This window comes from Desulfobacula sp. (genome assembly GCF_030145145.1).
In the GTDB taxonomy this organism is placed as follows: domain Bacteria; phylum Desulfobacterota; class Desulfobacteria; order Desulfobacterales; family Desulfobacteraceae; genus Desulfobacula.
Genome location: NZ_JAQYWD010000011.1, coordinates 86,123 through 109,687 on the forward strand (window position 1 = coordinate 86,123; position 23,565 = coordinate 109,687).

At 46.6% G+C, this 23,565-nt stretch carries 18 protein-coding genes; 14 read left to right on the forward strand and 4 right to left on the reverse strand.

Features of this window, described 5'->3' with window-relative positions; translation table 11 throughout:
- Positions 1–125: 125 nt before the first annotated feature.
- The 8 genes from Q1Q15_RS08140 (at position 126) to Q1Q15_RS08175 (ending at position 12,178) form a co-directional block, all read left to right on the forward strand.
- Complete coding sequence (locus Q1Q15_RS08140; RefSeq protein ID WP_300458342.1) at positions 126–1,472, forward strand: TolC family protein; 1,347 nt, start codon at positions 126–128, stop codon at positions 1,470–1,472.
- Positions 1,469–3,010: a TolC family protein gene (locus Q1Q15_RS08145; RefSeq protein WP_300458345.1), complete on the forward strand. Its 1,542-nt coding sequence runs from the start codon at positions 1,469–1,471 to the stop codon at positions 3,008–3,010. Before Q1Q15_RS08140 ends, Q1Q15_RS08145 begins: the two co-directional genes overlap by 4 nt.
- Before the next feature lie 23 nt (positions 3,011–3,033).
- Positions 3,034–4,533, forward strand: a complete 1,500-nt coding sequence (locus Q1Q15_RS08150; RefSeq protein WP_300458347.1) for an efflux RND transporter periplasmic adaptor subunit — start codon at positions 3,034–3,036, stop codon at positions 4,531–4,533.
- 14 nt (positions 4,534–4,547) lie between these two features.
- Positions 4,548–8,021: an efflux RND transporter permease subunit gene (locus Q1Q15_RS08155; protein ID WP_300458350.1), complete on the forward strand. Its 3,474-nt coding sequence runs from the start codon at positions 4,548–4,550 to the stop codon at positions 8,019–8,021.
- 22 nt (positions 8,022–8,043) lie between these two features.
- Positions 8,044–8,553, forward strand: coding sequence for a hypothetical protein (locus tag Q1Q15_RS08160; RefSeq protein ID WP_300458353.1), 510 nt, complete (start codon positions 8,044–8,046; stop codon positions 8,551–8,553).
- 33 nt (positions 8,554–8,586) lie between these two features.
- Positions 8,587–9,297 carry a 4Fe-4S dicluster domain-containing protein gene (locus tag Q1Q15_RS08165; RefSeq protein WP_300458355.1) on the forward strand — a complete coding sequence of 237 codons (711 nt, stop codon included), beginning with the start codon at positions 8,587–8,589 and terminating at the stop codon, positions 9,295–9,297.
- A 48-nt stretch (positions 9,298–9,345) separates the two neighbouring features.
- On the forward strand, positions 9,346–11,424 hold the full coding sequence (locus tag Q1Q15_RS08170) for an aldehyde ferredoxin oxidoreductase N-terminal domain-containing protein (RefSeq protein WP_300458356.1): 2,079 nt from the start codon (positions 9,346–9,348) through the stop codon (positions 11,422–11,424).
- Between the two features lie 244 nt (positions 11,425–11,668).
- Positions 11,669–12,178, forward strand: a complete 510-nt coding sequence (locus Q1Q15_RS08175) for a rubrerythrin family protein (protein ID WP_300458358.1) — start codon at positions 11,669–11,671, stop codon at positions 12,176–12,178.
- Positions 12,179–12,232: 54 nt separating this feature from the next.
- Here the strand turns inward: Q1Q15_RS08175 and Q1Q15_RS08180 are convergent, their stop codons facing one another.
- From Q1Q15_RS08180 to Q1Q15_RS08195, 4 genes are read right to left on the reverse strand one after another with little or no spacing between them, the layout of a single operon-like run.
- Positions 12,233–13,744, reverse strand: a complete 1,512-nt coding sequence (locus Q1Q15_RS08180; protein ID WP_300458360.1) for a hypothetical protein — start codon at positions 13,742–13,744, stop codon at positions 12,233–12,235.
- Entirely contained in the window at positions 13,738–14,082 is a 345-nt protein-coding gene (locus tag Q1Q15_RS08185) for a hypothetical protein (RefSeq protein ID WP_300458362.1), read from the reverse strand. Before Q1Q15_RS08185 ends, Q1Q15_RS08180 begins: the two co-directional genes overlap by 7 nt.
- Positions 14,083–14,101: 19 nt before the next feature.
- Positions 14,102–15,151, reverse strand: a complete 1,050-nt coding sequence (locus tag Q1Q15_RS08190) for a histone deacetylase (RefSeq protein WP_300458365.1) — start codon at positions 15,149–15,151, stop codon at positions 14,102–14,104.
- Between the two features lie 34 nt (positions 15,152–15,185).
- Entirely contained in the window at positions 15,186–16,052 is an 867-nt protein-coding gene (locus Q1Q15_RS08195) for a universal stress protein (RefSeq protein ID WP_300458367.1), read from the reverse strand.
- Positions 16,053–16,658: 606 nt separating this feature from the next.
- Here Q1Q15_RS08195 and Q1Q15_RS08200 point away from each other — a divergent pair.
- From Q1Q15_RS08200 to Q1Q15_RS08225, 6 genes are all read left to right on the forward strand, one after another.
- Entirely contained in the window at positions 16,659–19,223 is a 2,565-nt protein-coding gene (locus Q1Q15_RS08200) for a twin-arginine translocation signal domain-containing protein (RefSeq protein ID WP_300458369.1), read from the forward strand.
- A 12-nt stretch (positions 19,224–19,235) separates the two neighbouring features.
- Positions 19,236–19,934 (forward strand): 4Fe-4S dicluster domain-containing protein, encoded by a 699-nt coding sequence (locus tag Q1Q15_RS08205; RefSeq protein WP_300458371.1) that lies wholly within the window; start codon positions 19,236–19,238, stop codon positions 19,932–19,934.
- A gap of 67 nt (positions 19,935–20,001) precedes the next feature.
- Entirely contained in the window at positions 20,002–20,643 is a 642-nt protein-coding gene (locus tag Q1Q15_RS08210; RefSeq protein ID WP_300458372.1) for a molecular chaperone TorD family protein, read from the forward strand.
- 71 nt (positions 20,644–20,714) lie between these two features.
- The gene (nhaD, locus tag Q1Q15_RS08215) at positions 20,715–22,475 is read left to right on the forward strand and encodes a sodium:proton antiporter NhaD (protein WP_300458375.1); all 1,761 of its coding nucleotides are present in this window, start codon (positions 20,715–20,717) and stop codon (positions 22,473–22,475) included.
- Positions 22,476–22,497: 22 nt separating this feature from the next.
- Positions 22,498–22,968, forward strand: coding sequence for a universal stress protein (locus tag Q1Q15_RS08220; RefSeq protein WP_300458378.1), 471 nt, complete (start codon positions 22,498–22,500; stop codon positions 22,966–22,968).
- Positions 22,969–23,093: 125 nt separating this feature from the next.
- Positions 23,094–23,462 (forward strand): MTH938/NDUFAF3 family protein, encoded by a 369-nt coding sequence (locus Q1Q15_RS08225; protein WP_300458380.1) that lies wholly within the window; start codon positions 23,094–23,096, stop codon positions 23,460–23,462.
- Positions 23,463–23,565: the final 103 nt, after the last annotated feature.

Below are 23,565 nucleotides of genomic sequence, written 5' to 3' on the forward strand. Positions count from 1 at the left end.
GCGGTTTTATTTTTAAACGATTAAAATCAGTTGGTTATGATCCGCTATACCCCTGGGCACAGAAAATGCTATAGCTATCCATGAAAATGAACGCCAAAATGTGGAAAGATAGAAAAGGAGGCATAATGAGAAAAACAAGGTCGTTGAGAATATTATTGGGTATCAGTATGTTGTTGGCTGTTCCGTCATTTTCTTATGCAATGAACAAAGCGACCGTGACAAACATCGAAAAAAGGTTTGTTCAAACCCTTTTTTTATCAGACCTGTTGAAATATGCGTATGAATCCAACCCCTCCATCAAAGCCTCGAAAGAATCATGGAGAATGTTTATTGAAAACTATCGTATCGGCAAAAGCTATCCCGACCCACAGTTGATGGTTACCTGGTTTCCTTCGCCCATAGAAACACGCCTGGGTCCCCAGGATTGGAACCTGACCCTGTCCCAAGCGATTCCATTTCCAGGAAAACTGACTCAGATGGGTAAAGTCCTTGAGGCAGACACAAAAATTTCCAAACTCAAACTGGATAAAACCATCAAGTATATTGTGACTTCCATTTCCAGTTCATTTTATGAATTGATCTATATTCAAAAGGCGATGGATATTGCCCAAGCAAATTTTGATTTAAATCAGAAATTGATCACCATCGGTGAGACCGCCTTTGCCCAGGATAGGGCATTGTTTTATGACATTGCCAAAGCCCAGGCACAGACGGCCCAGATCCAGTATGATATTTTTCTTTTGGAAGAATTGGAACAGGCTGAAAAAGCAAGGATAAATACCATATTGAACCGGGTTCCGGATGCGTTTTTGGGCAGGGCATCAGATCTTCTTTTCAGGGATGTCGTGTATCGCCTTGATGAAATTTATGATCTTTCCATGACCCTTCAGGAAGATATTTTAATTGCCGATGAAGCGGTCATTAAATCTGAGGAAGCCGTCAAGCTGTCCCGGTATGAATCCCTTCCCAGCTTCAAGCTGGGCCTTTTCTATGCCGCCATTGGTGATCCTGATGTGTCAGTGCCGCCAGGGAATGCCGGGGATGATGCCATTGGCGTTCAATTGGGTTTGAATATCCCGTTATGGTTGGGGAAAAATAAAAGCGACGTATCCAAAGCCCTGGCTTTTCAGCGAAAGGCCAAAGCAGATAAAGTGTCCATTGCAAATCAGACAAAAGAGAAAATCAGCAGGCTCTGGTTCAAACTCCAAAATTCAAAACGATTAATTACCCTGTACGAAAAACAACTGATTCCCCAGTCCATACGATCTGTTCAAACTGCTGAAACATGGTACAGGCAAGGAAAAGGCAGTTTTTCCGATTTCCTTGAAATCCAGGCAACCGCCTATAATTTTCAATTGTCCCTTGCCCGGTCAATGGCAGATTACGGTAAAACCCTTGTCCAGCTTGAACAGCTGGCCGGCGTTATCCTGGATAAAAAGATTAAAGAAAAAAAAGGGGGAAATACCCCATGAAAATAAAAACAGCCATTATACTGATCCTTTGCTTATTTTGTATATCTCCTTTATGGGCTGATTACGACAGATTAAAGGATGCATTGCAACAGTATACCCCTCCTGAATATTTTACCGATTCACTGGGATTTAAGACTGAACGCCTTGAATCGCCTATTGAACCGGACCCCGGTACAGACGCTGTTTTATCCCGGATTAAAACGTTAAAACAGGGGTATGAAAAAAAAATAAGCACGGGTCATGGGCCATTTTTCCTGTGCCCCATGGATACAGAAATGTTTAACCGGCTGGCTGTTCTGTCGATGGATATGGAAGCGGTCAGGCAGATGGTCCGTCATCATTTAAGATTAGATGAAATAGAAATTGTTGCAGGCGTGAGAAACCCGGCGGTTATCGGGGCACAAAAAAAAGTAATCGCTGAACTGGAATCGTTTGACCAGGTAATGGATCTTGATGAAAATCTTAAGCAATATTCTGCGTTTACCGAAGGTCTGAACAATAAGGTCGGGCCCCTTAAAATGAAGACGTCCATAAAACAAATGTTTCCGTTTCCGGGTTTGACCGCCCTTAAAGGCAGAATTATTCACCAGCAGGTGGCAATCCTGGTGGAAAAAATGAGAATAATCCAAAAAAATATTATCACTGAGACGCGTAAGGCATACTGGGAAATGGTGTTTACCGAGCAATCAATGGATGTGACCGCTGAAACCATTGATGCGTTGATCCGGCTGAAAGATGTGGCAACCACATTGTATAAAAGCGGTAAGACCAGTTTCCAGGATGTTATTAAAATCAACATCAAGATTGAAATCCTGAAAGAAGATCTTTTGACCCTTTCATCTAAAAAAAGAAATATTGAAGCAAGGCTGAATGAACTGTTAAATCTTCCAGCAAACACCAGAATGGGTGACGTTGTTTTAAGTGGCCCTGACAAAAATATTCCAGGCCCTGACACTCTTTTTTCCAGGGCCCGGCAGAACAGCCAGGGGCTCAAAATAATTCGGCATCAAATCAACAAGGTTCAGACCCTGATAGAAATGGCTGAATCCATGATACAGGCGCCATTTACCCTTAATTTTTCATCCTATGAAGATGCGGCCATAAATTCGGTTGGGTCTGGTGCTCAAAAATCATCTTTTGCTGAAAAATCCATGGCCGCCATGGAAAACAACACCCCTTTAAACCCCTGGTACGGTATTGATGACCCATGGCTGAACCAAACCAGACAAACGCTTTTGAGTTTAAAACAAACCCTTGTGAAACAGGAAAATGCCACGGATAGAATGGTAAGAGACGCCTGGTTTGCCGTTGATAAGAACAAGCGGGAACTGTTGTTATATAAAGACAGGATTTTGTCGTTGTCCAAATCCGCATTGGATGTGTCCACCCGGGAGTATGAATCCGGTTCAATTCCTTTTTCCCAGGCCATTGATTCCTATACGGATTGGCTATCCATAAAACTGGCCATTGCAAAAAGACAAACAGATCTGGGAAGTTCAACGGCAACCCTTGAACAAATCATTGGCATCCGCTTCTGATAAAAAATTAGGAAAATATACCCATGGAAAAAAGCAATGGAAAACTCATTTTTATAACGGCGTTATTGACGGCTGTGATCACTGGATCCGTTTTTTTTGCTGTATTCAAATTTATGGGATTCAGCCCGGATTCAGTCAAACCCACCCATGGGGGGGGGCGGACTGAACCACAAAACACAGGATCCCAGGAAAAAAAGATTGTTTACTGGCGCGCCCCAATGGATCCCATGGAAATTTATGACGATCCGGGCAAAAGTAAAATGGGCATGGACCTGGTGCCGGTGTATGCGGATGATGTTACCGGGGATTCAACAAGCCATGACCGAAAAATTGTTTATTGGAAAGCCCCCATGGACCCGACTGAAATTTATGAACAACCCGGCAAAAGCAAAATGGGCATGGACCTGGTGCCCGTTTATGAAGACGAGCTTGTGGGAGGCGTCGACATACGAATAGATCCGGTTGTGGTTCAGAATATGGGGCTGAAAATTGAACGAGTAGAAAAAGGTCCCCTCCACCATACCATTAAAACCTATGGTCATATTACCCTTGATGAAACCCGAACCGGTATCATCAGCCAGAAGACCGGCGGATGGATAGAAACGCTGTATGCCGATTACACCGGTTTTTTTGTGACAGCCGGCCAACCCCTGTATGCAATCTATTCTCCCTCGCTTCTGGCATCCCAGGAAGAGTATTTGTCAGCCTTTAAAAACTATCAACGCCATAACACCAGCCTGAACAGGGAAATTCTTTTTTCAGCCCGAAAAAGGCTGGGGTATTTTGATATTGCCGACCCGGAAATCGCTGCCATTGAAAAAACCGGTGAGGTGATCAAAGCCATGGTTGTCAGATCACCCTTTACAGGCGTTGTCACCCATAAAAATATCATCGAAGGGGCCTTTGCCAAACCTGGGGAGAGCCTTTTTACGATTTCCGATCTATCCCATGTCTGGGTTGAGGCCCACATTTTTGAATATGAGCAAAACCTGGTTTTCAAAGGCCAGGCGGTTGAAATGACCCTGTCGTATCATCCTGAAAAAATGTATACGGGAAAAATAGCGTTTATTTTCCCCTACCTCCAGCCAAAAACAAGGGATGTCATCGTCCGAATCGATTTTGAAAATGAGAATGCTGACCTCAAACCCGATATGTTTGTGAGAATAAAAATAAAAACCGGGGCCGACAAAACGGGACTATCCATCCCTTCGGAAGCTGTCATCTATTCCGGAGAGAGAAAAATCGTTTTTGTTGCCAAAGGTGGGGGCAAATATACTCCCCGGGAAATACAGACCGGCATTTATTTTGATCAGGGCAGGGTGGAGATTTTAAGCGGTCTTACCCCGGCGGATCGCGTGGTCATTTCCGGACAATTTCTCCTGGATTCAGAATCAAAGCTGAGAGAAGCGATCCAGAAAATGATTGACGCCAAACCCGCCCCTGAAGCTGAAGACAAGGCGACAGACGACGATTTTTTTAAGGACATGGAGACCACGGATGATTTTTTCAAAGATATGGATTAAAAAGGGGATGTCCCATGATCGATAACATCATCGAATGGTCTGTCCATAACCGGTTCATGGTTATCCTTGCAACGCTGTTTATCATTGCGGCCGGAATGATCGCCCTGTTGAAAACCCCGCTGGATGCCATTCCCGACCTGTCCGATGTCCAGGTGATCATTTACACCGAATATCCGGGCCAGGCCCCCCAGGTGGTGGAGGACCAGATCACGTATCCGTTAACCACGGCCATGCTCAGTGTGCCCTTTGCAAAAGTTGTCCGGGGATATTCGTTTTTCGGAATTTCTTTTGTATATCTCATTTTTGAAGATGGTACGGATATTTACTGGGCAAGGTCCAGGGTGATGGAGTACCTTAATTTTGTCTCCGGCCGATTGCCCCAGGGCGTTACCCCGAGCCTGGGGCCCGATGCCACAGGGGTTGGATGGGTCTACGAGTACGTCTTGAAAGACACCACCGGGAAAAACGATCTTCAAACCCTTCGTTCCATCCAGGACTGGTTTCTAAGATATGAACTGACCGCTGTTCCCGGTGTTTCGGAAGTCGCCAGCATTGGGGGATTTGTAAAACAATACCAGGTGGAAGTGGATCCCGACAAGCTGGTTTCCTATGACATTTCCCTCCGGAAAATCAAGACGGCGATCCAGCGGTCCAATTCGGATGTGGGGGGCAAACTCATTGAAATGGGAGAGACCGAATTCATGGTGCGGGGCCTGGGATATATAAAATCGGTTGAAGACATCCAAAATATTGTTGTTTCCTTTGATAAAAAAGGAACCCCTATTTTATTGAAGGATATCGCCAATGTTCACATTGGTCCGGAACTTCGCCGGGGTATCCTTGAATGGAATGGTGAAGGAGAAACTGTTGGCGGTATTGTGATCATGCGGTATGGAGAAAATGCCCTTACGGTCATCAAAAAGGTGAAACAAAAGTTAAAAGATCTTGAAAAAGGTCTTCCGGATGGTGTGGAGATCGTTACCGGTTATGACCGGTCAGATCTCATTGAACGGGCGGTTGACACCCTGAAAACAAAACTCACCGAAGAATTGATCGTTGTGGCCCTGATCTGTATCCTCTTTCTTTTGCATTTCCGGTCTGCATTTGTGGCCATTTTTACCCTGCCGGTGGGCATTTTAATGTCCTTTGCCATCATGTATCCCCTGGGAATTAATGCCAATATCATGAGCCTTGGGGGAATCGCCATTGCCATTGGGGTGATGGTGGACGCATCCATCGTGCTGGTTGAAAATGCCCACAAGCACATTCAACGGGACAATGGGGAAAAAAGCCATACCCAGATGATTATCGATGCATCAAAAGAAGTAGGCCCAGCCCTTTTTTTCAGCCTGTTGATCATTACGATTTCTTTTTTGCCGGTATTCAGCCTGGGGGAACAGTCCGGAAGGCTGTTCCGGCCACTGGCCTATACCAAAACAACGGCCATGGCAGCTTCTGCCCTCCTTGCCATTACCATCATTCCTGTCCTGATGACGTTCTTTGTACGGGAAACGCCCATTGATCCAGGCTTGCCGTCAAAGAAAAAAATCCAAATCTGGACGCTGGCCATTGCAGGACCGCCTTTCGCCGTTATTTGTGCTGGTTTGGCGGGAATACACCTGCCGGATTTAAGTCTTGTTGCAGCACTGGTGCTTTCCCTTTTTTTGTTTTTCTGCCTGAATCCCCAGCAAATTATTTCAGAAGAGAAAAATCCCATCAGCCGGTTTCTGATACGACTGTATCTGCCCATCATCAGCCTGGCATTAAAATGGAAACGAACAACCGTCCTGATATCGCTGGTTGCGGTTTTGATTTCCCTGTACCCCATGACCCGGGTGGGCAGTGAGTTTATGCCGCCGTTAAACGAAGGGGATCTTTTGTACATGCCCACAACCCTGCCGGGTATTTCCATTACAAAGGCCAAAGAGCTGTTGCAGCAGACCGATAAAATCATCCAGAGATTTCCTGAAGTGAAAACCACTTTAGGCAAAATCGGGCGGGCAGAAACCTCAACCGATCCCGCCCCCTTGTCTATGATAGAGACCGTGATTGTGCTCAGGCCCCAGGTTGAATATGACATCATTGAAAAAAACCGGTTCTTTTCACACTGGCCCGGATGGGTAAAAAAACCATTGACCTGGATCTGGCCGGAAAAAATAGAGGGTAAGATCCTCCATGAATGGAGAAAGAAAAAAAATAAATGGTTTTTTTCAAACTGGCCCGGTTTTTTTAAAACACCGTTGTCCTGGGTGCTGCCGGAAGAACGATACATTACCCTCAAGGAACTGACCGATGATCTGGAACAGGCGGTTAAGTTCCCCGGGCTGACCAATGCCTGGACCATGCCCATAAAAACCCGGATTGATATGCTTTCCACCGGGATTAAAACCCCGGTGGGGATAAAAATTATGGGACCGGATCTTGAAATCCTGGCCCGGATAGGTGAAAATATTGAAGCCACGTTAAGGAACCATCCTGCAACCCTGTCTGCCTTTTCAGAGCGCGTCACAGGGGGGAATTATCTGGATTTTAACATACACAGAGAAAATATTGCCCGGTATGGCCTGGTGGTGCAGGATGTACAGGATATCATTAAAACCGCCATTGGCGGAATGAACGTTACCTATACCATAGAAGGTCTTGAACGATACCCGGTTAACCTGCGATATAACAGGGAATTACGGGACAATATCGATATGATAAAACGCGTAATGGTCCCCACACCCGTCGGGGCACAAGTCCCCCTGACCCATCTGGCGGATATTTCAATCCATAAAGGACCCGCAGGCATTAAGAGTGAAAATTCAAAACGAACAGCCTGGGTTTATGTTGACATAAAAGACGTTGACCTGGGGTCATATGTTAAAACCGCCAAGAAACTGGTGGATGAACAGATAGATCTGCCCCCAGGGTATTCCCTGATCTGGTCCGGACAGTATGAGTACATGGAAAAGGCCAGGAAAACCTTGAATATTATCATTCCCGCGACATTGCTGGTGATTTTTATTCTTCTGTATATTCATTTTAACAATATGATGGAGGTGATCATCGTCATGGCCAGTCTTCCCTTTGCTTTGCTGGGCGGGATCTGGTTGATCTACCTGCTGGGGTATCATCTGTCCGTTGCCGTGGGGGTGGGATTTATTGCCCTGGCAGGACTTGCAACGGAAACAGGGATTGTCATGCTGGTCTATCTGGATGAAGCCTTTAACAGGAAAAAAAAATTAAACCGGATGAACGCTTTAACCGATCTTCACGATGCCATTATTGAAGGTGCCGTGGACAGGGTTCGTCCTAAAATAATGACCGTTGCCACAACTTTAATCGGGTTATTACCGGTGATGTACGGGTCCGGTGCAGGCTCCCAGATCATGAAACGGATCGCTGCTCCCATGGTGGGGGGACTTGTCTCCTCCACCATCATGACCCTTATCATTATACCGGTGTTTTATAACCTGTGGAAAATGTGGAAAATAAACCCAAAATAATAAAGATAGAAAGGAACACCCCATGAAAAAAAACGTTAAACACCTGGTGGTCGTATGGCTTATTTCAATTTCTATCACGGCCATGGCTTATGCCGGCAACGACATGGCAGGCCATGACATGAAAGGCCATGACATGGCCAAATCAGACAGGGTAGGGGACCTGATTCATGAATCTGTAGTGGACGGATATATGCTGTCCTACTATTTCATGGATCTTAGAGATCAAAAGGGGGGTACGCATGATATGGCGGACATGGACAACTCCCATTCCATGCCGAACAAAGCAATGGATAAACCCCATCATCTCATGGTGTATATAATGGATCAGCATCATCAGCCTGTTTTAAAAGCAAAGGTAGGCTTTCTGATCAAGGATGCCAAGGGTAACGCCCAAAAAGCAATGGGCATGTTCATGAGCAATGGATTTGGCATTACGGCTGATATGAAAAAAAAGGGCCTCTACACCATTACGACCAAGGCGATTGCAGGGGATAAAAAATTGATGGACAAGTTTGATTATGACATGAAATAATGCAAGCCTGACACCAAGCTTATGGATAAAAATATGAAACCCAACGTACCAGAAAAAAACGGGCTATCCCGGAGAACTTTTTTGAAATACACCGGCACCATTGTTTTTGCCATGGGAAGCAGCGGCTATATGCTGGATGAATGCCGGGCAAAAGAAGACGGTTCCAAAATAGCGGTCTCAGATGGATACCTTGTGGTTGATATTGAAAAATGCCAGGGATGTATCAGCTGCATGTTGGCCTGTTCCCTTGTGCATGAAGGCGTATTGAGTCCTTCTTTTTCCAGGATTCAGATCTTGCAGGATTCTTTTGGAAAATTCCCGGATGATCTGACCATTGAGCAGTGCAGGCAATGTGAAACACCTGCCTGTGTCGAGGCATGCCCTGAAAATGCCCTTACGGCCAATGCTGAATTCGGGCATGTTCGCATGGTGGATAAAGAAAAATGTACGGGCTGCGGCAGTTGTTTTAACGCCTGTCCCTATACCCCGACAAGGCTTTTGGTTATGGAAGATGAAACCTTTAACCGGGAATCAAAGAGCATAAAATGCGATCTTTGCGCCAATGCCCCCCATCACTGGGATGAAAAAGGCGGCGGACCAGATGGCAAACAGGCCTGCGTGGAAGTCTGCCCAGTCGGTGCCATTGCCTTTACCAGAAAACTGCCGGTCCAGGAAGGAAAATCAGGGTATAAAGTCAATCTCAGGGACGAAAACTGGGTAAGATTAGGCTACCGAAAATCGTGAGGCGAATCAGACATACAGCGAACCCGGCTAATTCCGGAGGTATTAGATATGAACGGATATGCAGGTAATATTTTAAGCATTCATCTGGGTACCCGAAGCATTACCACCATCCCCACTAAAAAATATGAGCAATGGGTGGGGGGGCACGGCATGGGATCTGCCCTGTTTTTTGATATGGTTAAAGACAAAACCATTGACGGGTTTAACCCTGAAAATGTCATTACCCTGATGAGTTCTCCCTTATGTGGCACACTGGTACCATCGGGTGCGGCCAGAACGGAAATTCAGGGTATTGGTGTTCAGTCCCTTCCCATCGGCTGGTTTACCCGGAGTAATTTTGGCGGACGATTTTCAGCCATGCTCAAATATGCCGGCTGGGACGGTATTGCGATCCAGGGCCAGGCAGACAGCCGGGTATGGATTGATATTCGAAATCACGAAGTCAGGATCAGGGAATGCCGGGAATTGGATCTGTGGGGAACCGATACCTGGGAATGCCAGAAAATCATCTGGAAGGATGTGGCCGGAGACGGGGCTTACGGAGACTGGGTCAAGGTCAATAAAAAAGGCGATATGACCACCCAGCGTCCTGCGGTCCTGGCCATAGGCCCTGCAGGCGAAAACTTAAGCCGCATGGCCTGCCTGATCCATGATGCCGGCAATGGTGCAGGCCAGGGCGGTTTTGGTGCGGTATTCGGGAAAAAAGGCCTCAAAGCCATCAGCGTCATCGGTACCGGCAGTGTCAAAGTGAACGATCCAAAAGCCTTGATGAAATCCAGGCTGTGGCTGAAAGACCAGTATCAATTTGATCTGAAAAATCTTAAATTTAACACGTTTGTAATGGGGTTTCAAAGCCCGCCCGTGCCCATGGCGCTTTACCGGTATGGAAAGCCCAGGATCGGCCAAAGGCCACAGGCATGTGTGGGATGCACGGCCGGGTGCCGGGGCCGGTACGAGGATGGTATTGGAAACGAGGCCATCTGCTTCACATCCGTATTTTATTACCTGGGCAAGACCCTGTTAATCCAGCGCCAGGCGGCGGATCTCATCAACCGGTACGGTTTAAACGCCGCAGAGATGTTTGTGGGAGAGCTTTATTTAAAAAGGCTCCAGGCCAGGGGCATTATCGGAAAGGGAAAAGAAATTGACTGCCCCCTGGCGTATGAACAATACGGGGAACTGTCCTTTGCTGAGCAACTGGTGAAAGCGATTTCCTTTCGCAATGACGGCAAGGGGAATCCCCATCCCTTTGGCGATATCCTGGCAGAAGGGTTTGTCCGGGCTGCTGAAAAATGGGGCCGTCTGGAAGGAGAGAATTCTGATCTCAAAACCGGCCTTCTCCAGTTCCCCCACTGGGGGCTTCCCAGGCACAAACTGGAGAGATCCCAGCTGGACTGGGGCTACGGCACCATATTGGGTGACCGGGATATAAATGAACATTGCTTTGATATGCTAAGGGCTTTCCCAACATATTATAAACAGTCCGGTAAACCCTTACCCCCTTCCCAGGATGTGGTCCAGATCATTACCGACAAGATGGAACCCTTCCAGGGAGATATGAAAATGCTCGACTTCAGCACGGAAAACATGTACTCGGAGCATATGATCAAGCTGGTGAGCTGGCACAGGTATTATACCCGGTTCTGGAAACAGTCGGTCCAGTTATGTGATTTTCGCTGGCCTGATTTTCTAAACCTCTACGGACCAGGGCAGGCCGGTGCCACAGGCATAGCCGAACAAAGATTTTTCAATGATGTGACCGGCAAGAACTTTTCATTTCTGGATGGCATTAACCTGGGTAAAAAGATATGGAACCTGGACAATGCCATCTGGGCCCTCCAGGGCAGGCACCGGGACATGGTTCGATTTGCCGATTATATCTATACCCGTCCGGGAACAACCCCCAGCGGATACCCGGAATATATGCCAGGTATAAAAAACGGAAAGTGGGATTATGTGATAACTTCCGGAAGGCATTTTAACCCAGATCGATTTGAAGATTTCAAGACCCGTTTTTATCGGTTCCAGGGTTGGGATGAAAACACGGGGTGTCCAACCAGAAAAACCCTTGAATCCATGGGCCTTGATAATGTCGCAGATGCGCTTGAAACGAATGAAAGAATATAGACATTCGGTAAGGGACTCGGAAATGACAGCTTTTGCCCCGTGCAGGCATTTCCTGAAAGGTCTCCGGGCAAAATTCCATTGGAGGGGTTAAAAAGATTGATCTGGCTCAAACCGGATTTAAAGGGCAAACCATACAATCAGTCAACTCTTTTTTATTGGGTTCATCCATTGTGGAGAAACACAAAAAATGATAGACTTTCCGGGTTTCAATAAATCGAATTAAAACCTGAGAGGTCCCTGAAAAATGAAAGAAAAAACAAAAGAAAATATCTACAAGGCATTTATTGGTGAAGCCAAGGCCTACTTCAGACTGCTGGCCTATGCCCGGAAAGCTGAAGAGGAAGATGTCCCCCAGATTGCTCTCCTGTTCCGGGCGATTGCCGATGCAGAAAGGGTCCATGCCACCCGTCAGTTAAACCTTGTCAAGGATCTGGTGGTAAAGGATACCGACACCAATCTTGAACTGTCCTTTCAGCGGGAAAAATCCGTGAGTGAAAACATCTACCCTGACTTCATCAAAGATGCGGAAGATGAAGGCGAAGCGGCTGCCGTGCTGGCCTTTACCCATGCCAGGGATGCGGAATCATTCCATGCAAAACTGTATGACAGGGCCATCTACCAGATGATTAAAAAAGTGGTCAAGGCCTACCAGGTGTGCCAGGTGTGCGGGTATGTCACCGACAAGAAAAAGCCGGCCAAATGTCCGGTTTGCGGCGCGCCCGAGGAATCGTTCAAAACCATCGGGGAGGAGTGATTCTGACGGGTCCCGGGGGTTGGACCCGTCCTGGGTCATGGTAATGGCATTCAGTTACACTGCTGTTAAAAGACTTAATAACAGCAGAACGCATCCAATTGCCTGAAAAATCTGTTTGGTCCTTTTCATGAACCGCCATGGGGGTAAAAAAAAGGCAATACTGAAACCGGCACAGACATAAAAAAACAAAAAAAACCGGGCATTATCAGGAGTCCAGGCCATGATCAAAGATACCAGATAAAAATAAACAAAAAAGACGATGGCAACCGATTTGAGCCTGCGGGGTCCTTTTAGCATGGCATAAAATAAGGCTGGAAACACCAGAAAAAACCCCACCGGTCCGAATGAAGATATTTCCTTTGGCATCCCAGTCAAATGAAATATCTGAGCAGCACCACTTTCACCTAAAAACGGCCTTACCAAAAAATTATAAAGCGACTCCAGGGGCTGGGCAATGTTCCATTTCAACCCTCTTTCTAAAAAGATAGCGACCGGTGCTGTAACATTCATACTTTCAAAAATATACCGTATAAAATTTGCCACTGCGCCCTGTATCCCATGGGTGTTGAAAGGCAGGGTGACCATGTTACCCTGCCAGGATCCTTTGTTGAAATGATTGGACAAAAAAAGCCAGGATTGGGAAAAAACTGCCCCTGGTACAATGGTAAAAATGGCATAGTAATTTTTTCCCAACATGCTTTTCCACGGGAGAACGCCATGCCGTCTGAACAGAACCACGCCGGACAAAACAAAAAGAATCGGCGCAAAGATCATGCTGGAAATATTGTCAGACAGGCAGAAAAAAAGTCCCAGGATTAAAAAAATGGAATCCATCAGGGTTGGCAGCTCCACCGTTCGATAAATGGCCAGAAGACAAAAAAGTGCCACGGCAACGGATATAATTTCGCAATCCGGATATAGGGCCTGGATAACCAGACGGGGTAGGGACAGGACCAGAATGGCGGTGGTAAAGGCTGTGGGCGGCCACGAATACCGTCTGGCAAGGGCATAGGTGGAAAAACCAATGGACAGGTACGCTAAAAAAGAAAAAACGCCGGTACCGGCTCCGGATCCGAACCGTAGAAAGGTGTGGAATAAAACAAGGTGGTTAACCGGTACAAACCCAGGAAATTCAGCCGCTTTTCCTAAAGAAAAAAATCCGGTTTTTGTATAAAGGCTTATCGTGTAAAGGTCTTTTTGGAATTCTTTTGGAATCGGCAAAAAAGTATGGATAATCATGTACAAAAAACACCCCCCCAGAAAAATGAAAGAGATGGGATTTGCAGATCCAATACTTTTTAATGTGTCAACTATGCTGAAAATGCAGGAACGATGTCTAAAAATCAGGATCAATGAAACCATGAAAAAAAAAGTTTCTCCCCATGTGGAAATGATGGAATAGCCAGTAATAAAAGAGACCTGGTGAAGAAAAGACAATCCCATGAAAACCGAAATAATGGCATATGAAGCGGATTCTGCAAACGGATTGCCGTCCCTGCGAAACAAAAAAAACGCTGCCGTACACATGCAAAAAATTTCCACGAGAACCAGTGCAGGGATCAACACTCTTTCTGCCTTGCTCTCTGTGCTTCTTTTGCCTTGAGATGATCTCTTATTTCAATCATATAATTTTGCATATCCCGGGCAAGGATTTCACATTCCGGGCAATAGACCTTTTTGATCAGTTTGTCATGCTGTTCCAACTGGTGCCGGAACCAGGGGATATAGGGCGACCCTTTGCAAAATTTCTGTCCTGTATATTGAGCAATGGGACATCCTGTGCAGACCAGAAAATAATAGATTCTGCAGGGCGGACAATCCAGCACGCCCCCGTCAGACCCTTTTTTATCGATAATCCGTTGCCATTTTTTCACTGCAGCGTCCATAATTTTGATTTTATTCATGATACCACACCTCACCAGATTAACTAAAATTCCAGGAATGTTTGTGGACATCAATGCATCGACGGACAATAAAGGCCATCTTTTTTTTATCCGCTTTTGCTGCCATTGCACTGACATCACAGTGTGTAACACCCGCCATCTCCTTTAGTACCGCTTTTACCGACCCTGAAAGCGCATCGCAATGATAGCCGCCTTCAAGGGACATCACAAATTTGCCATTGCATACCGTGTCGGCGATTTTTTTAATTGAGGCTGTCATTGCTGCAAATCCTTCAGCCGTCAGCCGCATGCCCCCCATGGGATCATCCGAATGAATATCAAACCCTGCTGAAACCAATATCAGTTCCGGTGCAAATTGTTCGGCAACCGGCGCAAGCAATTGCTCAAAAATAGCTGCGTATTCTGCGTCACCAGATCCCTTGGGAATCGGCAGATTGATGGTATATCCCTCTCCTGCACCTGAACCGGTATCGGTAAAACTGCCCGTGCCCGGAAAAAGACCGGCTTGATGGACAGAGAAAAACAACACCGTGGGATCTCTTTGAAATGCATGCTGGGTACCGTTTCCATGATGAATATCCCAGTCGATGATCAAAATCCTGCCCAGTTTTAACCGTTCCTGTGCAAACATGGCACCCAGAACAACATGGTTGAACAGGCAATACCCCATGGCCCGGCTTTTTTCCGCGTGATGCCCCGGGGGCCGTATCAGGGCAAACGCATTTTCTATTTTTTTTGCTGCTACCAGGGATATGGCGTTTAACAGTCCGCCCGTGGCATGGAGTGCTGCTTCAAAGGTATTTTCAGATGCATGGGTATCCCCTGTAAAGGCGATGAGGCTTTTTCCCTTAGTTTCAGCGATTTTTTCAACATACTCATGGGTGTGAAAAAGAAGGATGTCCTCTTTTGCTGCTCGTTGGGGCAGAACATCAACAAAGATATCCTGCATGTCAGGATCTGTCAGCATTGAATAGATGGATTGGAGTCTTTCAGGGGTATCCGGGCATCCCTCCCCTGGAATATGCGTTAAAAAGATGTTCCCTTTTACGATGCCGGTTCTTTTTGTCATTGTTTTTATCCAAAATTCAAATTTTATGGGCCTGTCAAGTTGATTTTACGGGAATTGTCAGCACGGCACAGGGTAAATGACGCAGCAATGCTTCGGTGGTGGTGGGTATGAGCCTGCCCGGGCGATCATCCATTCCTGCAATGATTAAATCGATGCCATGGGTTTTCGCATAAATGGCCAGCTCTTCACCGGGAACCCCCCTGAGGATATGCGTTTTAGCAGGCATCATCTTTTTCAGCTGTAAAGACAATTTTTCTTCCAACCGTTTTTGTACGTCATCATAATGGGCAGAAGTGATGTCCACAACCGTCTCGTTCACCGGCGATTCCATGACATGGACCAAACAGATCTCGGCTGTAAATTTTTCAGAAAAGGTCATTGCAAAATTTTTCAGGTAAGCATCTGATTTTGACATTCTGCAGGCCACCAGGATATTGAGAAACGCATCTTTTGGACGCGGGGTGTCAGAAACAATAGGGGGAATCACCAAAAAAGGCTGCAACATGGTTTGAGCCATGCGCCTTATCACTGAACCCATAAAAAACAATTGGAATTCTGAAAACCCCTGGCTGGCTGCAAGGACCATATCTGCTTTTGATTTTTTGGCAATTTTTGCTGCTTCAAGGACAGGATCGCCATACCGTATAAAAGATTCCCATCTGATATCAAAGGGCGCCATTATTTTTTTTATTTTTTCCCGGGCTGCCGCTATCTTTTCTTCTTTTTCACCGCCTCTTTCGAACTCAATTTGCCGGGCAACGGAATCGAGGGGAGGGGGGATCGCATGAAACACTGAAAAAGAAGCGTCAAGCCTCAGACAAAGGTCGACTCCCCAGGACAGAAAGCGGTCTGAAAATTTTGATAAGTCGGTTGCGCAAAGTATTTTTTTTATCTGTTGCATGCATCCACTCCATATGTGTGTCAGCCGGTTGTCCTATCGTTACGTTTGAACAGACTAATTTCAGCTGCAGAAAGCGTGTCATAAACCGGAGCGTTTCCAAACCATAAAACCGCATGGACACTTTTGAAGGTCAGATGAATCTCAAATACCATCAGCTTACACCAAATTGGGATGCAAGACAAATCATAATGGTTTTTTTCGAATCGTCCTTTATATGACCCTGTTGAAAGGGAATCCCCCTAAAAAAATGGACATTACGTCACGGCATTTTTGGAAAACCATGAATTTTAGTTGATGGTTTTGATGCCGGTCAGGTTCACGTATATCTTCTGGACGATGTAATAATATTTTACATCTTGTAAACACTTGATCCATTCTTCCGTTATTTTGAGATTGCTGTATGTATTACCGGTTGTCCATTCGGGCGGTGTCAGGCCGGTGGCCTCTTAAATCTTTTTTTTACTTGTTCAGGTATATAATTTGCTAATCATAAAACGTAAGGCAAACAAAATAACACCATTAACAGGGGCGGTTCATAATACATCTGTCTTCCTCAAACGTGTTAAAGACGTTAACTCTGCCTGAATATTTAGAAGGAGCTCTCAAATGAAAATTTCCAGAAGAAACTTTATCAAAACCACAGCAGGAACAGCAGGACTTGCAGCAGCCTCTGTGTTTCCCTTTAGACATCTCAAATTCGCCCATGCGTTTGGTGACCACCCCCAGGAGGAACGCCCTTATCGTATCACAAAAAAAATTCCCCAGGTATGTGCCCGGGCCTGCGAAGCCAACTGCGCTTACAATGTCGTGGTGGGGGTAGATCCTGTCACCGGCCTTGAACGGGCCATCACCCTGGAAGGTAGAAAAAAAGACCCGGTATCCCGGGGTAAATACTGCATCAAGGGGATGGGATTCGTGGATTCCATGTATGACCCGGATCGACTCATGGTCACCCTCAGGCGGACCAACCCCCAGAAAGGGACAGACCATGATCCAGGCTGGGTCGTCATGGATACAAAAAAAGCGGCGGATGAATTCGTGGACCGCCTCAAAAAGTACAAAAGGGAAGAGATCCTCATGTGCTCTCCAGGAGATCCCTATACCAACCGACTCTGTCAGAGCACGGGCATCACCCGGGCTGATCAGAGGACCGAGTGTTTCGGAACCCATTACTATATCAACTGCCTGACGGTCACCAACCCGCCCAATCCTTATTATTCCAGTACCTATACCCCGAGCCATCACATCTGCGGTTATGATTACAGTGATTCAAAATATGAGCTCTGGTTCGGTTTCGACTCCCTCACCAAGGCCAGCAAGGCGGGGATTCTGAACCATATCGTTGAAGGCAGGCGAAAGGGGACCAAAAGAGTGATGCTCAACCCTGTGCGGAGCACGCTGGCGGACTGTTATGCTGACGAATTTTACAGCGTCAAGCCGGGGACGGATTTGGCCATTGCCTTGGCCATGATCAAGACCATTACGGAAGAAGGCATCTACAATCGCCAATTCATGAGCGAGTATACGGATGCCCCTGCCTTAATTGATGAAAAGACCCATCTCCACGCCACAGACAACACCGGCAAATGGCTCGGGTATTGCACCCAGGACAGAAAAATCAAACCCCTGGACGAGTGCAAAACCCCGGCCCTGGAGGGTGGACCCTATACCGTTGAGTTCAAGGGTAAAAAAATCACTGCCAGTCCGGCCCTTAAAAAACTTTGGGAAGCCACTGCCGGGTGTACTGCCGAGGCTGCAGAAAAACTGAGCGGCATGCCGGCAACGGCCATCAGACGCATCGCCCGGGAATATTGTGCCGCAGCTCCCAGGGCCTTCTGCCCCGCCCTCAAGCGGGATGCTGCAGGACCCAACTACGCCAACAGCTGGAAATTGCGGCATTGTATCAACATTCTCAACATGCTCTCCGGGGGCATGGACCATGAGGGCGGCGTGCTCCTGCTCCATGACGTCACGCTTCCCTGGCTGGACGATATAGCGCCAATCCCCAGGCCTTATCCGCCCCAGCCGCAAAAGCCGGTGGACGGCAGAAACGAGTTTCCGGTCACCTGGAATATTTACAAAAATCGGGATTACTCTGCCCCGGGCCATTATGGCATGGCGGGTTTCGGTCTCTACCATGGCACCACCACCAAAGTGGTCTTTTTCAGGAATCCCCATCGGGGTCTCTATTCGTTTATACAGCCTCAAATGGTGGAAAAGAGTTTGGAAAAAATGGAAATCGTGGCCGACTGGAACCTTTACCTGGACGACCTGGGCTATTGGTGTGACTACGTTTTTGCCGCCGGCCATCAATTCGAGAGTGCCAAGCTTGATCTCCGGCTCTACTACCCCAAGTGGCCCTGCCTGGCGGGAGGCCTGCCGGTTCAGAAGTCTCCGGGAGACCAGATCGGCTGGGGGACCCTGGCCAAAAAAATAGGACTGGGACTGGCCCCTGAGTACTGGACCACAGACGGAAGTTCAAACCCCAAACACCTCATCAAGGATACCCGGGCTGACATGGCGGTACAGAAAGCCCATGCCGGCAAGGATTTTAAGGACTTTATCAACAAAGGCGGGGTCTGGGTGGATAAAAAGCCCTATGAAAACTGGCAGCACATCCGAAAGATTGGCTGGAACAAACCCAATGGCCGCTTGAGAATTTATGTGGATGAATTTGTTCAAGCCGGTTACAAGGGCGTTCCCCAATGGTCCCCCCGGTGGTACGGCACTGAAGGAGAGTATCGGTTCTCCACCCTGAATACCCGGGCCCCCTGGCTCATGCATGCAGACCCCAACTTTGTCAACAGCGCCATCATGAAACAGTTAACCACCCGGAATCATATGGACTGTGTGTGGATCAACCCGGATGATGCCAGGGAATTGAGCCTTACAGAGGGTGAACAGGTTGTTCTGGAAACCAACCCCAAATACATGAAAGAGCTTCCCAGGCCGGTTCGTGCCAGGCTCCACCTTTCAAAAAGGGTCAGAAAGGAGTGTATTCTTCTTTTTCACGGTCTCGGGCATCGGGCTAAAAATCTCCGCCACGCCAGGGACTGGGGGTATCGTGACGGTGACCTCATCCCCCAGAAGGACCCGAAAATGGTTAAAAAATATGATGCCCTGGGGATGGGATGGGTTCTGGATAACCACGTGAGAATCAGGAAAGTTTAAAGGAGTGACACCATGAAGAATTATGCTATTTTGCTTGACGCAACAATTTGTACCGGTTGTAATAGTTGTACCTACAAATGCATCCAGGAAAACAGGTTCCATGCCCAGGCCTCCCAGGGTCTTTTCAGAACCGTTGTTGAAATAAAGGATGAAGGCATACGTCACTACAGGTGCATGATCTGCAAGGATCCTGCCTGTGTTGAGGCATGTCCCGAAGGGGCATTGACTCAATCGGAATATGGTTCTGTGCTCTATGATGCCAACGCCTGCGTGGGTTGTGAAGCCTGTGTTGATGCCTGCCCCTTTGGGGTTCCCCAATATGATCCCATGACCCAAAAAATCGTTCGGTGCAACATGTGCGCCCATCGTGTCAAGGACGGGGGTTTGCCCGCCTGTGTTGAGGTCTGCCCCAGCGATGCGCTCTGCTTCGGCGAATACAATGCCATCGTGGCTTTGGCCAAAAAACGGACGATAGAAGAACATCTCAACCTCTATGGGCTTACGGAAGCCGGAGGTTGCCGGTTCATCACGCTGATGAAACAGGCACCCGCCGATTTAGGATATCCCAACGTCGTTCAAAGGGCCCAAAACAAACCGGCCATGGATGTGACCCTTCCCGGTATGGCTGCCTTAGCCATTGGGGGATTCAAAACCTTTAGCAATAGAAGAGCCAGACTTGAAACCGAGGAAAAGGAAAAATCAACCCCATAACCCATTGATTGCGTTGCGGGGTGAAAACAGCTCGCAACGCAATCATTTAACGACCAAGGAAAAAAAAATGATATTTTCAGATCAATACGTTCAATCTTCTCCTGAAATCCGGGAAATGATGTATACACGGGTCGCCCAGGCCCTCAATTATCCAGACCAGGATCTGGTTGCCGGGCTCCTGGATTATTCGTTTATTCAGAATCTTCTGGCGATCGTTGAGGAGATAGAAAGGCCTGGCACAAAAGAAGCGGTTCAAGACCTCCAACAGGAGTATGGTAACACCACAAAAAGCCCAGAAGACCTGCTTCTTGCATTGGAAAAAGACTATACCTGGATGTGTTTTGCCTCAAAACCCCGGCAGGTCTATCTTTTTGAATCTGTTTACCGGGAAGGAAAGCTGCTTCAGGAATCCACCTTTGAAATCGCCAGATTATACTATGAAGCCGGCCTTCAAATGGATGAAGGATTTGACATGCCGCCCGATCATATTGCCACAGAATTTGAATTCTTGGCCTACCTGTGTTTCAGAGAAATCGAGGGTATCAATGAAGACGACGAAGAGAAAAAAATGTATGCCCAAACCCTTCAACACCAGGTCTTAGAAGAGCATCTTGGCCCTTTTGCATCCCGATTTGCCAGGGCCCTTGAACACAATGCCGGCACATCTTTTTATAAGGCCATGGGACGGTTTATCCAAGCAATTGTGTAGATATTAACGATAAGGGGTAAACCCGAAGGGTAGGGTGCCGTGGGTGGACATAATGCGGGAGGGCAATTGATATGGCGGGTTCAGTCTATGGGTATCTTGGAATATTTGTTTTTTTAGTGGCCTATTCATTGGTGCCGTTGGAAAATTTCATCCATTTGAGAAAAAGCAAACCGGTTATGCTGGCTGCCGGCCTGATCTGGATTTTTGTTGCCCTGGCCTACAAAGGATCAGGAGATCTGCATACGGCCCATGACGCCATCAAACGCTGCCTGTTGGAATATGCCGAGCTTTTGCTTTTCCTGCTTTCAGCAATGACCTATATTAATTCCCTTGAAGAGCGAAATGTCTTTCAGATGATACGGGCGTTTTTAATCGGGAAAGGGTTTTCTTTGCGCGGGGTTTTCTGGAGCACAGGGGCCCTGGCCTTTTTTATTTCTCCGGTGGCAGACAACCTTACCACCGCTTTGCTCATGGGCAGTATCGTCATGGCAGTGGGGGGGGATGACCGAAAATTTATTGCCCTGTCCTGTATCAATATTGTGGTGGCAGCAAATGCCGGGGGGGCGTTTTCACCGTTTGGAGATATTACAACACTCATGGTCTGGCAAAAAGGCAAGGTTGATTTTTTTGAATTTTTTGCCTTGTTTTTACCCGCCATGGCCAATTGGCTTGTACCCGCCATTATCATGAATTTTGCCATAATCCGCAACAAAAAGCCCACCCCTGTTATTGAAGACGTCCGCATGAAATATGGGGCTAAAATGATGATGATCCTATTTCTTCTGACGATTACGACCGCTGTGTGTTTCCATAATTTTTTAAACCTTCCACCGGCTGCCGGCATGATGTTCGGATTGGCATGTCTGGGTATTTTCAGCCATCATGTAAAACTTAAAGAGGGCCGGGAACACCGTTACGATTATGTCCTTGGTGCAAGGAAATTAGGTAAATCCCATCATCCCCTTCATCCGTTTCTGGGGAAAACCTTTGAAAGAATAGGACAACTGCTTGAAGATAGTTCCCTGCCGGCGTTCATGATTGACCGGGAACATAAAATCACCCGCTGGAATAAAGCCATGGAAGACCTTACCGGCATCAAGGCAACAGCGTGTATGGGGACCCGTGATCAGTGGAAGCCCTTTTATCATAAAAAACGGCCCGCGTTATGCGATATTGTCATAGACCGTACCCCGGATGCCCTGATTGGTAAGTTCTATCATGGGAAATACCAGACAAATGACCTTATAAAATCATCTTTTGACGTATCTGACTTTTTCCCTTCCATTTCTGATACCGGCAAATGGCTTTTGTTTACGGCAGCCCCCATCACAGATAAAAATGGCCACATACAGGGGGCTGTGGAGGTGATAGAGGATGTAAGCGAACTCCATAAAAAAGCCCGGCAATTTGATATTATGGAACGCGTATCCAGGGCTGAGTGGGATACCCTTTTGTTTTTCTATGGGGTTATCCTTTGCGTAGGCGGGCTTGCACAGTTCGGCTACCTTGATCTTATCTCAACTTCCATGTACGCAACCCTTGGTTTTACGCTGGCCAACGTTATTATTGGTGCTATTTCCGCTATTGTGGATAATATTCCGGTCATGTTTTCCGTACTGACAATGGATCCGGGCATGCCCCTGAATCAGTGGCTCCTGGTGACACTGACAACCGGAACAGGCGGGAGCCTTTTGGCCATTGGTTCGGCTGCAGGTGTTGCCCTCATGGGAACGGCAAGGGGGACATATACGTTTGGTGTTCATTTAAAGTGGATGCCGGTGATCGCATGCGGGTATCTGGCCAGTATTTTTTGCCACCTGTTAATCAGTTGATAAAAAAATGGAGGAAAATAAAATGAAACCGTTAACGAATAAAACAAAAAAAATTGTGGTGGCACTGGACTTTTCAACATATTCTAAATCGATATTTGAATATGCGGTAAATATGGCCCGGTCGATTCAATCTGAAATAACGATCCTTCATATCATTAACCAAAAGGTCATTGATTTTGCAAAAAAGCAATTTGAGGCTGACCAGTTGGAATTTTTTCCGGTTTCTGAGTTTATTGCGGGTGAAAAAAACCGGCGGATTGCCAAAATTGAAACCCTCATCCAAGATTGTCAGGCTGAAGATATCACCACTAAAATACACATTGAAGAGGGGATTCCTTCGGTTGAAATAATAAATTTTTTGGAGAACTCAGACGCTGCATTTTGTGTCATCGGCCAAAAAGGAAAAACAGACCTTCCGGAATTTCTTTTTGGTACGGTAGCGGAAAAAGTATTCCGGCATTCCCCGATGTCTATTTTAAGCCTGCGATTTTAGGACGAACGGGAATCCAAAATGGATCGTTTATTTTTTTGAACCCATTTTGGGTAAGGCAAAAACAATTCATTTTCTCAAACGCTTTGACCTTGATCATTGTATTTGATTCGGGGTATGATACTGTTATGAATTCAATGCCCAGCATAGACTATTATCGATTTGGGAAAATAATTGTCAACTCAGAATCCATTACATCTGATCTGATGATCCTTCCCAACGGTCATATCCTAAAAAACTGGCGTCGAAAAAAAGGGCATTTCCTCGCCTATGATGACATACAACCGATCATTGATGCCACACCTGAGGTTCTTATTGTCGGTACAGGCGCTTTCGGGTTGATGAAAACTGATCCCAATCTGATTGAAACACTCAAGGCTGTAACAAAAAATCCATTAAAATTAATTCAATTGCGAACCGGAAAAGCAAAAGAAAAATATCAGAAAGAAATTCAGGGCAATAAAAAGATCGCTGCCTGCTTTCATTTAACCTGCTAAGGACTAAACTTGGACAATCCAAATCATCACCAGTTCCAGCATTGCCCGGGATGTGGTAAAAAACACCTCAATCTGGAAATTAAAGTTCAAATTATCCGCCTGA